This is a genomic window from Legionella sp. PC997, assembly GCF_014109825.1.
Lineage (GTDB): Bacteria > Pseudomonadota > Gammaproteobacteria > Legionellales > Legionellaceae > Legionella.
The window spans coordinates 3223754-3236528 of sequence record NZ_CP059576.1 but is presented as its reverse complement, the minus strand read 5'-3'; the positions used below and the strand labels follow the sequence as shown (position 1 = coordinate 3236528).

The following is a 12775-nucleotide window of genomic DNA, read 5'->3' as shown; positions in this document are numbered from 1 at the left end:
AATCTTTATATGGAGATATCAACGATGATACCGTTGAAGAACCCTTTACGGGGTTAATGTTTCTCTTGAGCTAGGTCCTTTTTAAACTGCGTACCATATCACGTAACTCGAAAACCACTAACTCTGAACTCTTGGTGATGCCTATTACTAATAAAAACTGGGCGGCATAATAGAGAAGCATAATCAAAATCGTTGTGAGTTTGTTATCCGATAGAACAAATAAGTTTAATGACAAAACAAAATCAGACAATAAGAAAAGACAAGCTCCTGTCTGTATCAACAGTGATGGTTGTTTCACTTGAAAAGAGCAAAATACCATGAAGGTCAACAGGCATAGATAAATGGCTACTGGTTTTTTTAAGTCGCCTAAATAGGGGGATAAAAAGTAAAAGCTTATTAGGACAAAGACTAAAACGGGTAAAAAGAAAAGCAAATTTTTTCTTTGAAATCGCATGTTGATTAAAAAGATACTAATGTACATGCAATGTGCACCCATAAACATCAAGATTCCTAGTTGCAATGCAACCTTCGTAGGAAGAGTTAGAAATACATCTCCAATTAAGGAAAAGCCTAAGGCACAAAGTAATAAAATTTTGAGGTGTCTCGGAGGGTTGGTTTGAACAACAAATACCATCAGTATGGCAATGGGAATTGTTTTAAATAAGGTGGTCAAAGGATATTGAATAACAGAGAGTAACAAAAGATAAAGGAGCATACTCAGTAAAATAAAAATTATTGTTATTTTAAAAGGCCGGGCTCGCATCTAAAAGTCCTTATTTTTCAGTGCTCTTTAGTTCCTTATAGTATACAACGTCTTTCTTTGCCCTTATAAGTTTTTGTTTATTGAGATAAATTGTGGTTTAATAACGAGCTGTTTGTATTCCTTTGGACCTAGTTATGAAAAAAATAATCTTACTTCTAATCATTACTTCTATTGTTTCAGTTGGACATACCAGTAAGCTTAGTAAATTTTTAAAACAAATGGATGAGGAAGACAGGGTAAGGCAAGAACGAGAATGGCAACAAGATATGAATTTTGGTGATTTTTCATTTCGATTAGATAAACGGTATACCGATGATCATGGACAACGCTGTCGTGATTATAAGTTTAGATCCCGCAGTAATCCTTTTCGCCATGGATATTACACCGTCTGTGATGAACGCTAGAATTCACAGATTGCAGGAGAAAAAATGTTGCGATGCTTTTTCTCCTGAACACCTTAGTTAATTCTTCCATTTGATGAGCAATTTATGAATTAAATGGAGAAATCCATTACATATTCTACAATAACATCATATAGACATAAATCTTGCTAAAGCGCTGCAATTCAACTTTAAGGATGCATTTATGAGTAAGTCTATGATGATGCTCCTCTTGGTAGTTTCTTCTTGCGATTATGCCAACATTGCTAATAATATTTTATTAAGCAGAACCTCAGAGCAGAAAGCACAAATTCTAAGTGGGATTATCAACTCAGCAGGCGAGCCATGTATTCCTACCGAAGCTTTTTATCAGGGTGTGGATCTGAATGATGCGGCCTATTGGAATATTGCTTGTTCTAATGGTAAGTCCTTTGTCATTCAAATTGCCAACGACGCCGCCGCGACAAAAACAATAATTCAATGTAGTGCGATGAAATCATTAGGGACTCAGTGCTTTAAGAAATTCGGTTTTTAAATGACTAAGACTACCAAGATATATGGGTTGAGACTTTATAATAAATATTAATGGAGTTGAACCAGAGCTGACTGTATACTCAAATAGAAGGAACATTATATATTAGTGAATAAAAGAAGGATTTTTTATGGCGCAAACAGTAGAACATCGTGTTATCAATTTAATTGCAAGAACTCAAGAGATCCCACCTGAAGATATTGATTTGGATCAATCGATTTACCAAATTGTTCCTCGCTCTCTGGATTTAGTTAATTTATTCTTCGATCTAGAGGATGAGTTTGATCTTGATATTCGTAATGACATCCATAAAGAAAAAACAATCCGTGAAATAGCTCTTGATATTAAACAATTAATTGCGAAAAAAAACTAAGTGTAAATTGTCTTCTTGTTGTTAAACAAATGATGACTATTTCGTCAAAATTTTAGAAAGAAAATTGATCTCTTCCCCAATAAAAAATAATAAATCAAGTAGTTATGCACTTAAGTCTTATTTTGTACATTTACTCATTGTCATTGTTCTAAATTAAATTTAGAATGCCTTTTTTATTTATGAGTAGAACAAAATGTCATCAGTATTTGCGCTCCTAGGACTAAAAGACAAACTTGAATATACCTCCATGACGGAATTAGGGATCAGCAGTGATCTCAGTAAACTTCAATCGCAGTCCCAAAATTATTTTACTATTGCAAAAGGAGTTTATGCTGCTGATGGCAACCAACTCGGTGTTGCGATTAATGAAGGACAACACTTCGGAATAAAAAATAGTGAACATGTTGAATTTTTAAAGAGATGTACTGCGCTGGTGAGAGAAAAATCCACGCAACTCAAGAATATCGATCAAAAAATCATAGGCAGTGTGGTTTTTGGGGTAGCTGCAACTGCATTATCGTTTCTGCCTGTGGTTGGCCTTTTAGGTTGGATAGGTTGGGGGGCTACCGCTTATTTTATTCAACAACGTGCTATTGCATATAAAGAATATCAAGAATCATTGGCTCTTTTAGTAGGTGTATGCAATTGGAGTCTGGGTGAAGGTGAGGAAACACGCAATAGCAGTATCAGTCTTTTGACTACCCACGAATCGATACGTGATATGATGGCTGTGCTTTATCCTGTTCTTACGGAAAAACAAGTAAAACATCTCATTGCGGATGATATTGAGGGTAAATTTGCTGAAGAATTAAATGAGTATGAAAAAAGATTTAAATTAGGCTTCAATCCTAATCAATTCTTTTCTAAAACAGACGATACGATTGCACTCAGTAAAAAAGGTGCGGAATTTAGCCGTTGCATTTACGGTTACAACAAAGGTGGCTTTACTGATTTTCTTGATGCTATTGTATCTATACTTCCCGATTTATATAAAGCTGCCCTTCACGGTTGTCAAAAACTCCACTACTGGTGGCAAGAGAAGAATCATTCATCAGAGAAGGAAGAGGCGTCTGTTTCGCAAGTACCTAGTACTTTTTCAAACAAGTAGATTGTATGTAATTCCCCTAAGTAATTTAGGGGAATAACTGGGTTAATATAAGTAGCACTTTTATCTTTACGACAGAGAATGAGTTTCCATTTTTATTTGTCTATCTTATTAAATTTTTAATTTTGATCAAAAGCTGTGCTATTGCGCTAAAAGCGTGTTTTTGATTCGAGGATACATTTATCCTTTATCTCATTATAACTGAATAACAAGGAGAAAAAATGGAGCTTAAGATAGAAGAAATTAATGATGCGGATATTTTTATCTACGGTAAAATGGAACCCGATGAAACGGACAGAATGCTCTTTACTAAACTGGAGCAGTTACTTATTCAGCCTGATGGTTGTTCAAAGATTGCTAAGTTACAACACAGTAGCGAAAAGCTCTGGTTAATCCGCGATAGCCGAGTGGCTGGCTTACTTACAGTTCAATCGGTTAGCTGGGATAAAGAGTTAACCCAATGGGTACTCAATGGGCCTCAGCGTTACATGTTATCGAATTATCACGGATGGATTTTAAATAATTCAATTCCTGGCAGTGATATCTTTCTTGCAGTAGTGGATTCAGTGGGGGGGTTTATCGATATGACGGCCGATAAGGCCAAGCCTCATCTTCCGGGGTTATTAAAAATTCTAGCCGAGAATGGATATTATATAGAAAATAGGATTAACCCGAAGGCAGGACAGCAATCAAAATTAACAGGTTATTCAACTTACATTATCGATTTGTCACCCAAAGTCACCGTGCAATCAACAGAAGTTTTTTTGCCCGAAGGGATCAGCATGGCCCTTTGTTGTCCAATTTCAGTATTAAAAACAGGGCAGATGAAGGTAATGAAAGATCCAGTGACACGCGTTGATGATGGAATTAGCTATGAGCGCAGCTATTTATTGGAAAAATATCCTTATCTGCAAGAAGGAGCAGATTTTTATCCCAATATTAAGCTAAAGAACATTATCAACTACATTTCAGCAACTACTTTAATGCCAGAAGAGTATTGGAGCAAATTACAAAAAATTGATGAAGATATTAATGATCCTATATTTTCTGAAACAATGACCGAACCTGTGTTGAGTCCTAGTGGACATTCTTATGAGAAAAAATCCATTGAGCTATGGATAAAAAAGAAACAAGTTGGGTTGCCAACAGTGAGTAATACACTTCCAATCCCTGATCCAATGACACAGGAGAACATTAGAGGTAAGACTCTTGTCCCAAATAAAAACTTGATGCAATTTATCCAAGCTTGGCCCGCTTTTTATGAAGACCAAGAGTTTAAATTGGCAATAAAAATCTCCACACCTACCCAAACATAGTATTTATTTTTCTTGCAATGCGGGAGTATCCATTAGGCGCTTACTAATTTTTATTCGAACAAATGATTTCGTATGAATTAAATAAGATGGTTTATCTTCGTGCATTTTTTTTGTTATAGTTTTTATGGGTGATTTTATAAGGACGTTTTAAGGATATGTACACGAAATACCAAGGAGTGGTGACGCGATTTCTGCGTCAAGAGGAGCGACTCATATTATCCGAAGAACATGAAATGCCACTGGTTATTGAGGCAACTGATGCAACAGATCTAAAGTTTTTGCAACAGTTCCTTAAATCTAACTCGCAACAAATTATTGCAGATATGGCTCAGTATGGAGCAGTTCTTTTAAGAGGTTTTGCTATCAATACTGATGAGGAGTTCGAGAGGATTGTTTTGAGTATCCCAGAATTTCGCGGTATTAGTGAAGCATTTATGTCTGAAAATGGTCGCGATCGCGTGGATAATCTGCAATTTGTGCTACATACTAATTCCGTCTATAAAACGGGCGGAACACTCTATCTAGGGGGCTTCCATTCGGAAAATTATTATTCTGCTGATGTTCCTAGTTATCTTTGTTTTTGTTGTTTCCAACCCTCAGAGTTAGGGGGTGAGACCGGTTTAATTAATACGCAAAAAATTTACAGCCATCTGCAAGATGAGCTAAAACAAAAATTAGAAAATAATTCTTTTTTTGTTTGTAAATGGTCAGTTGCCGAAATTGCAGAACGATATCAAATTTCTCAGGATGCGGTAAAAAAAGTATGCCAGAAATTCAATTTTCCAATTGAAGGCGATGGAGAAAATCAGTTTGTATTGATGTATAAGCCCAGTGTTTGGGAACATCCTCTTACTCAAGAAAAAGCCCTGCAAATCAATATGTTTGAGCTGCCTACACTTAATTATGAACTGAGAAAGTGTTTTATGAACGACTATAAAGGGAAGATTTGGTTTTGGCATCGATTTTTTTGGCGCTTACCTACCTCAATGTTCAATTTAGTAGAATTTCTCGCTATGGTGTGTATTTCTTTTTTTAATTCACCTCAAAATGCATATAAAATTGTACGCACAAAACTATCCAATTCTAAAGCGAGTAGAAAAAATAAAAGGTTATCAGCGAAAACAGTAAAAGTGGGGAGTTGTTTTAACGACAAAGAGATAAAAGAACTCGCTCAACTCATGCGAAGTTATTATTCATCTTGTTTGTGGAAAAAAGGGGATGTATTGCTTATTGATAATAAAAAAGTTATGCATGCCGGTATGCCTGGAATGGGGCCTAGATTAATCCGGGCCATGATTTGTAATCCCCTAGCTATGAATTATTCATCCGAGACAGGATTTCTAGTGGCTAAAGAGAGTACTAGCTATACCATTGGCGCATGTATGGTAAAAGGTACTATGAATTAAACGAGTAACCTGAAGTCGTGCTCCAGGCTACAATTCTTATGTTACAGTCAGGAATAAATAATACGTGCTAGTTCAGCCCCTAGGCGTGCATTGTTTTTAATTAAAGCAATGTTGGCCAGCAAACTTTTTCCTTGGGTGAGTTGGGCAACTTCGGCTAAGAGAAAGGGAGTTAATTCCTTTCCTGTGATATTATTTTGTTCCGCTTTTTGTATGGCATTCATAATAACAGGTTCGATGATCTGAACTGGAATATTAAATTCTGCAGGAATCGGGTTGGTGACCAAGACACCTGATGTCATGCCCAAACCCCAATGTGCTGTTAATATATCTGCAAGGGTTGATACATCCTCAACCCAGGTTGATAACGGATGATGGGTTGCATCGGTATAAAACGCGGGCAGTACTTGCGTGCGATAACCTACTACAGGCACACTCATCATTTCTAAAAATTCTAAGGTACGCGGCAGGTCGAGTATGGCTTTGGCTCCTGCACAAATTACCGCAATGGGAGTTCTGGATAATTCAATAAGATCTGCTGAAATATCTTGTGCATCGCCTCGATGAACCCCGCCAATTCCTCCAGTAGCGAATAATTTAAGACCTGCTTTAGCAGCACAAAATAGGGTTGCAGCGACTGTAGTTCCTGCAGAGTGCCGATTGGCTAACATATAGGGTAAATCGCGTCGGCTTGCTTTCAAAGCCTCTTTATTGTTTGCAAATTGCTGCAATTCATTTGTTGTTAAACCAATTTTAATTGTTCCATCAATCACAGCAATGGTTGCGGGTGTCACATCCAGTTCCCGTACAATTTGCTCCACTGCTAGTGCGGTTTCATAATTATCAGGATAAGGCATGCCATGAGAAATAATTGTGGATTCTAATGCCAGTATCGGTTTGTTATGCTCAAGCGCTACTTTTACTTCGGGGGAGTAATCAAAAAATTGGTTCATGATGAATTTCTCGTACTGAATGGTTTAGTTGAATATTTTTTAATGCTTCAAAATTAATTTGTTCATTGACGGTGTGACATGATTGCACGGTTAAAGCAGCCATTGCCGCCCCTGTGTGACAGGCGTCAATTATGGGTGTGTTCTTTTTTAATTCATAAAGAATTCCTGCAATGAAAGCATCTCCTGCTCCACTGACATCGACTATTGGATCAATAAAAAATGCTGGCACATGTTTTTTAACGGTTTCATTAACAATCACATAACCTGATTTTCCCAAACTGATAATGCAATTCCTAACGCCTTTATCCAACAATATCTGGCCTGCTTTGATGCAGTCAGATACTGAATGAATATGAGTTTGTGTTAAAGCTTCTGCCTCAAAACGGTCCGGTTTCAACAGAAAAATATTCTCTAATAAAGGCGGTAATTTTCGGGCTTTGCTCACAGAAACCGGATCAATGCATAGTTTAATATTTTGGGTGCGCGCTATTTGAATGGCATATTCAATAATAACATGAGGTAAATTAGTATCCAGAAATACAATCTCTTCATTATTCCATTCACACCAAGAAGACGTAAATTGCTCGAAGGGAACATGATCAAAAATTTCCATGTCGGCTAAAGCAAGAACTAATTCTCCTTCTTTATCGAGAATAACATCATAGTGAGCTGTAGGTTTATTATGAATAGTAAGAATATTTTGGATTCCCACGCCCATACTTTTTAAATGGGCAATGGCTTGTAGTCCATCATTATCTTGGCCTACCACGCCGTAGATATGAACATTATTAGTCAATAATGAAAGATTTTTTGCACATTATGAGCAACACCACCAAAGCTTGAAATGGATGAAACGGGATTGGATGTCCCTAATTGCAGTTGATGTGTGGATGTTAATTTGCGATCAATGGTTATACCGCCAATGCATATTATTTGTTTATTCATTAATGGATCAAAAAAATTTTTTGAGTCAAGCATCATAGCATGAGAACATAGGAGTTTCCTGCTGGATAAGAATGAATCCTTCTGTGCTATTCTTTTTTTATGACCGTTGAACGAAATTGATTATTCAACTTCCTACCCGCCACTCTTTATTGCTGTTTTTAGACCATCTATAGTTTGTGAAGTATAGGGATTATCTGATATAAATTGTTTACAGATACTTTTGAGGACTTATAAGGAAAATCATGGGACTTCTCGTTGATGGTCAGTGGCATGATGTCTGGTACGATACGTCTAAAACAGGAGGGGCATTCAAACGAGAACCGAGCCAATTTCATTCGGGGATAAGTAATGAGCCCAATTCTCGCTTTCCAGCTGAAAAAAACCGTTATCATTTATATGTATCGCTTGCTTGTCCATGGGCGCACCGGACTTTAATTTTCAGAAAACTCAAAAAACTTGAAGATTATATTGATGTTTCCATAGTGCATCCGCACATGCTTGAAAAGGGATGGACGTTTAAACAAGAAATGGGAGCTACTGGAGATACTCTTTATGGATTGAACTATTTATATGAACTTTATGTGAAAGCAAACCAAAATTACACTGGCCGAGTTACTGTTCCTGTTTTATGGGATAAAAAGGAACAAACTATCGTTAGTAATGAATCAGCAGAAATTATTCGTCAATTCAATCAAGAGTTTAACCATTTAACAGGTGATAATCAGGACTTTTACCCAGAATCACTCCGAACGGAAATAGATGCATTGAATGACCGAATTTATCATGCCATTAACAATGGAGTTTATCGTTGTGGATTTGCAACAACTCAAAAGGCCTATGAAGAGGCATACATCCAATTATTTCTTTTACTGGATGAACTGGATGAACGACTACGTCACCAAAAATACTTACTGGGTGCACAGGTAACTGAGGCTGATTGGCGCTTTTTTACCACCTTAATTCGTTTTGATGCAGTGTATTACAGTCATTTCAAGACCAATCAGCAGCGAATTAGTGATTATCAAGGGATACAGCCCTATTTAGAAAGACTCTACAATCATCCTGGAGTGCGTGACACCGTAAACTTTTTACATATCAAGCAACACTATTATTTTAGTCACAAGAACATAAATCCAACACAAATTGTACCCTTAGGACCGAAACTTAACTTTGATTTTTAATAGCCCCTGATTCCTGTCGTTCTGAACGTAGACAGGAATCCAGTCATTACTCAATACATTTAAAAAGTATTAATCTATACTCTACTCTTTAGATCCTTTCTCACCCAATTAATTAATCCACCCTCAATAAGCAGTTCGATTTGACGTTTGGACAGAGTTTGTATTACTTCTATTTCTCTATCATTAACGGTTATTGTGAATAATGTTTTGTCTAAGATATGGGGTAAGTTATTGATCGCAACAATATCTTCTAAATGGATTTCATCATAATCGTTAGGATTTTTAAAAACCAAAGGTAGAATGCCAAAATTAATCAGATTTTGCCAATGGATGCGAGCAAAACTTTTTGCAATGACGACTTGCAAACCTAAATAGCGAGGAGCTAAAGCCGCATGTTCACGGCTTGAGCCTTGACCGTAATTGTCTCCTCCTATAATTACATGCCCATCTTGATGTTTGCGAGTACGTTTTGCATAAGTTGGGTCGACCCGAATAAAGATAAATTCACTTATTTTAGGAATATTACTTCTGAAAGGAAGAAATTTTGCTCCTGCAGGAGAGATTTCGTCCGTAGAAATATTATCTCCTGCCTTAAGAAGTACGGGTATTCTAAATGAATTTGGCAAGGGTGCTAACTCTGGCAACGTTACTATATTTGGACCTTTCACGAGCTCTACTTTTTTTGCCTCCTCTAAAGGCAAGGGGGCTTCGAAACATGCTGGATTTAATATTCTTTTCTGAGGGATTTTTATTTCTGGGTAAGGTATGTCCAAAGTAGTTGGATCGGTAATTACTCCTGTCAAAGCGGAAGCAGCGGCAGTTTCAGGGCTACAAAGGAATACTTTATCTTCTTCTGTTCCCGAACGGCCCGGAAAATTTCGCGGTACCGTTCGTAAGCTATTTTTTTCGGTTGCAGGAGCTTGTCCCATCCCAATACACCCATTGCAGCCTGCCTGATGGATGCGGGCTCCAGAATGAATAAGAGTTCCTAAATATCCATCTCGGACCAATTCCTCTAAAATTGTTCGCGAACTTGGATTGATATCAAAAGATACATTTGGATGGATTGTCCGGCCTTTGACGATTTCAGCTGCAATTGCAAAATCTCGATATCCAGGATTGGCAGAAGAACCAATATAGGTTTGATAGACCTCTTCCCCTGCTATTTCAGCGACGGGTACTACATTACCTGGGCTGGTTGGTTTTGCGATGAGGGGGATTAATTTCGATAAATTGATTTCTGTATGTTCATCATAGGAAGCCTTGGGATCTGCGATTAGTTCTATCCAGTCGTTTTTACGACCTTGACTTTCTAAGAATTCCTTAGTGATCTCGTCTGATGGAAAAACGGTAGTCGTGGCTCCTAACTCGGCACCCATATTAGCAATTACATGTCGATCCATGGCACTTAAATGTTTTAATCCTTCTCCATAATATTCCAATATGTACCCAACTCCCCCTTTAACATTATAACGACGGAGCATTTCTAAAATGACATCTTTTGCACTAACCCAGGGGGGTAAGGCACCTGTTAAATGAATACCCATAACCTTAGGCATTTTGATATACAGGGGATAACCGGCAATGGCGAGTGCGACTTCCAACCCACCTGAACCAATTGCAACCATTCCCATAGAACCTGCAGCACAGGTGTGACTGTCTGAACCGGTGAGTGTTTTACCCGGCTTTCCAAAATTTTGCATGTGTACGGCATGACTAATTCCATTTCCGGGACGGCTAAAGTAAAACCCAAATCTTCTGGCTGCGCTTGCAAGAAAAAGATGATCGTCAGGATTTTTATTGTCTTCTTGAATTAAATTGTGATCTACGTATTGAACTGATATTTCAGCGTGGGTACGTTCAAGTCCAATGGCTTCCAATTCAAGCATGACTAGTGTTCCTGTAGCATCTTGACACAAAGTTTGATCCATTTTTAAGGCAATTTCTTTACCAGGCTCCATTTTGCCTTCTAGAAGATGTGCTTTGATGATCTTTTCCGTTACATTCATCGCTTCCTCCTTGAAAACAGCTGATTGTTAAAATATAGCACAATGCACTAAATACACTTTCGATAACCAATAGAAGTTTTAGTTGAAATGAGGCCCCTAATCTACTTTGTTACATTACGAAGTATGGGCTAGACTTCAAATTGATGGAACGTTTGGAGATTAGGGCAATGAATTATCAGGATCGCTTTCATGCAGGGCGCGTTCTAGCTGATTTACTAAAGAAGTACGCGAAACGAACAGATGTACTCATATTGGCGTTACCACGAGGGGGTGTCCCTGTTGCCTATGAAATTGCGAATAAACTTTCGCTTCCATTTGATATTTTCATTGTTCGTAAGCTTGGCGTTCCTGGACATGCAGAATTAGCTATGGGAGCCATTGCGTCGGGCGGAATAACTGTTTTGAACGATGAGATAGTCAATGCCATGCTCATATCGAAAGAGGCGATTAATACAATTCAAAAATCGGAACAAGACGAATTATTACGGCGTGAGTTGGTTTATCGAGGAAAAAAACCATTCCCTAACTTAGAAGGAAAAACAGTAATCCTGGTAGATGACGGTATCGCGACAGGTTATACTATGCGAGCGGCAATTGCTGCATTAAAACAGAAAAATCCAGCTAAAATTATAGTCTCAGTTCCGGTGGCCGCCCGCTCGACCTGTGATGAAATCGCTCCTCTAGTTGACGAAATTATTTGTCCCATGCGCCCGGTTAATTTTTATGCTGTAGGCTTGTGGTACAGTGATTTTTCACAAACAACCGACGATGAAGTGATGCAATTATTGCAAAAAAGCTAAGTATCACTCAAACTTATCCTCCTCGCATTAACCATGTAGCGATGAGGCATGAGATGAACAATTTAACCAATAAAATTATTTTAGTGACAGGAGCTTCCAGTGGAATTGGTCAGGCTTGTGCTCGTTTGTGCGCACAGCAAGGAGCTCGATTAATACTGTGTGCTCGCCGAGTCGAACGACTTGAAGCCTTAGCCAAAGAGTTGACTCAACTTTATGGAGAGGAGCATTACGTTTTACCTTTAGATGTATGTGATCCTGAACAAGTTAAAAAGCAACTAGGTTCCTTACCTGGCCAATGGCAATCCGTGGATGTATTAATTAACAATGCGGGATTGGCTTTAGATAGTTTGCCTTTGCAAAAGGGAATTGAAGAACATTGGGATATCATGATTGATACAAATATCAAAGGATTACTCTATGTCAGTCGTACTTTGATACCAGGTATGTTGGAGCGAGGTCGTGGTCATGTAGTCAATATCAGTTCTGTGGCAGGTCACGAATGTTATCCCAATGGCAATGTTTATTGTGCAACGAAACATGCGGTCCATGCTCTTTCAAAATCAATGAGATTGGATATGTTAGGTAAACCTGTTCGAGTTACTGAAATTGCACCGGGTGCGGTTGAAACTGAGTTTAGTGAGGTCCGATGGAATGATAAACAAAAGGCAAAAGAGTTTTATCAAGATTTTCAGCCTTTATTAGCAGATGATATAGCAGATGCGATAGTTTATTGTATAACTCGCCCAAAACATGTAGATATCGAAGAAATGACGATTATGCCCACAGTACAAGCATCAGCTAATCATTTAGCGAGAGATAAGAAATAAGTAAAGTTTGCGCAAAATTGCTCGGGCTCCACCTTCAATGGTCTATTATTTATATATATAGGTGATGGCTAATCCTGGCTGAACCATTTAATAGTGCCAGATTAGGGGGTTGTGTTGGAGCGTGGTGTGCAAGCCTATGTACCCAGTAGGAAGCCTAAAGCGTTCCATAAACCTCCATAGTGAACCAC

General features: G+C 38.0%; 14 protein-coding genes. 9 read left to right on the top strand and 5 right to left on the bottom strand.

The features are described from left to right. Nucleotides 1-70: 70 nt before the first annotated feature. Complete coding sequence (locus HBNCFIEN_RS14185; protein ID WP_182391700.1) at nt 71-763, bottom strand: lysoplasmalogenase; 693 nt, start codon at nt 761-763, stop codon at nt 71-73. 134 nt (nt 764-897) lie between these two features. Here HBNCFIEN_RS14185 and HBNCFIEN_RS14180 point away from each other — a divergent pair, with 134 nt between their 5' ends. The 6 genes from HBNCFIEN_RS14180 to HBNCFIEN_RS14155 all read left to right on the top strand — a co-directional run bounded on the left by HBNCFIEN_RS14180 (nt 898) and on the right by HBNCFIEN_RS14155 (nt 5875). Beyond that, on the top strand, nt 898-1167 hold the full coding sequence (locus tag HBNCFIEN_RS14180; protein ID WP_182391699.1) for a hypothetical protein: 270 nt from the start codon (nt 898-900) through the stop codon (nt 1165-1167). Between the two features lie 181 nt (nt 1168-1348). Beyond that, nucleotides 1349-1678: a hypothetical protein gene (locus HBNCFIEN_RS14175; protein WP_182391698.1), complete on the top strand. Its 330-nt coding sequence runs from the start codon at nt 1349-1351 to the stop codon at nt 1676-1678. A 127-nt stretch (nt 1679-1805) separates the two neighbouring features. Further along, nucleotides 1806-2048 (top strand): acyl carrier protein, encoded by a 243-nt coding sequence (locus HBNCFIEN_RS14170; protein WP_182391697.1) that lies wholly within the window; start codon nt 1806-1808, stop codon nt 2046-2048. A 193-nt stretch (nt 2049-2241) separates the two neighbouring features. Beyond that, complete coding sequence (locus tag HBNCFIEN_RS14165; RefSeq protein WP_182391696.1) at nt 2242-3156, top strand: hypothetical protein; 915 nt, start codon at nt 2242-2244, stop codon at nt 3154-3156. Between the two features lie 218 nt (nt 3157-3374). Then, the gene (locus HBNCFIEN_RS14160; RefSeq protein ID WP_182391695.1) at nt 3375-4469 is read left to right on the top strand and encodes a U-box domain-containing protein; all 1095 of its coding nucleotides are present in this window, start codon (nt 3375-3377) and stop codon (nt 4467-4469) included. Nucleotides 4470-4624: 155 nt separating this feature from the next. Continuing rightward, nucleotides 4625-5875 (top strand): TauD/TfdA family dioxygenase, encoded by a 1251-nt coding sequence (locus HBNCFIEN_RS14155; protein ID WP_182391694.1) that lies wholly within the window; start codon nt 4625-4627, stop codon nt 5873-5875. 47 nt (nt 5876-5922) lie between these two features. On the opposite strand, the gene HBNCFIEN_RS14150 is transcribed toward HBNCFIEN_RS14155, so the two are convergent. From HBNCFIEN_RS14150 to HBNCFIEN_RS17755, 3 genes are read right to left on the bottom strand one after another with little or no spacing between them, the layout of a single operon-like run. After that, entirely contained in the window at nt 5923-6825 is a 903-nt protein-coding gene (locus HBNCFIEN_RS14150) for a pseudouridine-5'-phosphate glycosidase (protein ID WP_182391693.1), read from the bottom strand. Next, on the bottom strand, nt 6809-7621 hold the full coding sequence (locus tag HBNCFIEN_RS14145; RefSeq protein WP_255464231.1) for a PfkB family carbohydrate kinase: 813 nt from the start codon (nt 7619-7621) through the stop codon (nt 6809-6811). The genes HBNCFIEN_RS14150 and HBNCFIEN_RS14145 overlap by 17 nt, the downstream gene beginning before the upstream one ends. Beyond that, nucleotides 7618-7770 (bottom strand): hypothetical protein, encoded by a 153-nt coding sequence (locus tag HBNCFIEN_RS17755; RefSeq protein ID WP_255464230.1) that lies wholly within the window; start codon nt 7768-7770, stop codon nt 7618-7620. The genes HBNCFIEN_RS14145 and HBNCFIEN_RS17755 overlap by 4 nt, the downstream gene beginning before the upstream one ends. 242 nt (nt 7771-8012) lie before the next feature. Between HBNCFIEN_RS17755 and HBNCFIEN_RS14140 the strand changes: the two genes are divergently transcribed. Then, complete coding sequence (locus tag HBNCFIEN_RS14140) at nt 8013-8951, top strand: glutathione S-transferase family protein (protein WP_182391692.1); 939 nt, start codon at nt 8013-8015, stop codon at nt 8949-8951. A gap of 74 nt (nt 8952-9025) precedes the next feature. On the opposite strand, the gene HBNCFIEN_RS14135 is transcribed toward HBNCFIEN_RS14140, so the two are convergent. Then, on the bottom strand, nt 9026-10960 hold the full coding sequence (locus HBNCFIEN_RS14135; RefSeq protein WP_182391691.1) for an aconitate hydratase: 1935 nt from the start codon (nt 10958-10960) through the stop codon (nt 9026-9028). A gap of 167 nt (nt 10961-11127) precedes the next feature. Between HBNCFIEN_RS14135 and HBNCFIEN_RS14130 the strand changes: the two genes are divergently transcribed. Beyond that, nucleotides 11128-11760 (top strand): phosphoribosyltransferase, encoded by a 633-nt coding sequence (locus HBNCFIEN_RS14130; RefSeq protein ID WP_182391690.1) that lies wholly within the window; start codon nt 11128-11130, stop codon nt 11758-11760. Between the two features lie 53 nt (nt 11761-11813). After that, nucleotides 11814-12587 carry an SDR family NAD(P)-dependent oxidoreductase gene (locus HBNCFIEN_RS14125; protein WP_182391689.1) on the top strand — a complete coding sequence of 258 codons (774 nt, stop codon included), beginning with the start codon at nt 11814-11816 and terminating at the stop codon, nt 12585-12587. Nucleotides 12588-12775 lie beyond the last annotated feature (188 nt).

Bases quoted from the DNA above. Each gene is read 5' to 3' on its own strand.
- HBNCFIEN_RS14185 (WP_182391700.1), bottom strand. From the start codon at position 763: ATGCGAGCCCGGCCTTTTAAAATAACAATAATTTTTATTTTACTGAGT.
- HBNCFIEN_RS14180 (WP_182391699.1), top strand. From the start codon at position 898: ATGAAAAAAATAATCTTACTTCTAATCATTACTTCTATTGTTTCAGTT.
- HBNCFIEN_RS14175 (WP_182391698.1), top strand. From the start codon at position 1,349: ATGAGTAAGTCTATGATGATGCTCCTCTTGGTAGTTTCTTCTTGCGAT.
- HBNCFIEN_RS14170 (WP_182391697.1), top strand. From the start codon at position 1,806: ATGGCGCAAACAGTAGAACATCGTGTTATCAATTTAATTGCAAGAACT.
- HBNCFIEN_RS14165 (WP_182391696.1), top strand. From the start codon at position 2,242: ATGTCATCAGTATTTGCGCTCCTAGGACTAAAAGACAAACTTGAATAT.
- HBNCFIEN_RS14160 (WP_182391695.1), top strand. From the start codon at position 3,375: ATGGAGCTTAAGATAGAAGAAATTAATGATGCGGATATTTTTATCTAC.
- HBNCFIEN_RS14155 (WP_182391694.1), top strand. From the start codon at position 4,625: ATGTACACGAAATACCAAGGAGTGGTGACGCGATTTCTGCGTCAAGAG.
- HBNCFIEN_RS14150 (WP_182391693.1), bottom strand. From the start codon at position 6,825: ATGAACCAATTTTTTGATTACTCCCCCGAAGTAAAAGTAGCGCTTGAG.
- HBNCFIEN_RS17755 (WP_255464230.1), bottom strand. From the start codon at position 7,770: ATGAATAAACAAATAATATGCATTGGCGGTATAACCATTGATCGCAAA.
- HBNCFIEN_RS14140 (WP_182391692.1), top strand. From the start codon at position 8,013: ATGGGACTTCTCGTTGATGGTCAGTGGCATGATGTCTGGTACGATACG.
- HBNCFIEN_RS14135 (WP_182391691.1), bottom strand. From the start codon at position 10,960: ATGAATGTAACGGAAAAGATCATCAAAGCACATCTTCTAGAAGGCAAA.
- HBNCFIEN_RS14130 (WP_182391690.1), top strand. From the start codon at position 11,128: ATGAATTATCAGGATCGCTTTCATGCAGGGCGCGTTCTAGCTGATTTA.
- HBNCFIEN_RS14125 (WP_182391689.1), top strand. From the start codon at position 11,814: ATGAACAATTTAACCAATAAAATTATTTTAGTGACAGGAGCTTCCAGT.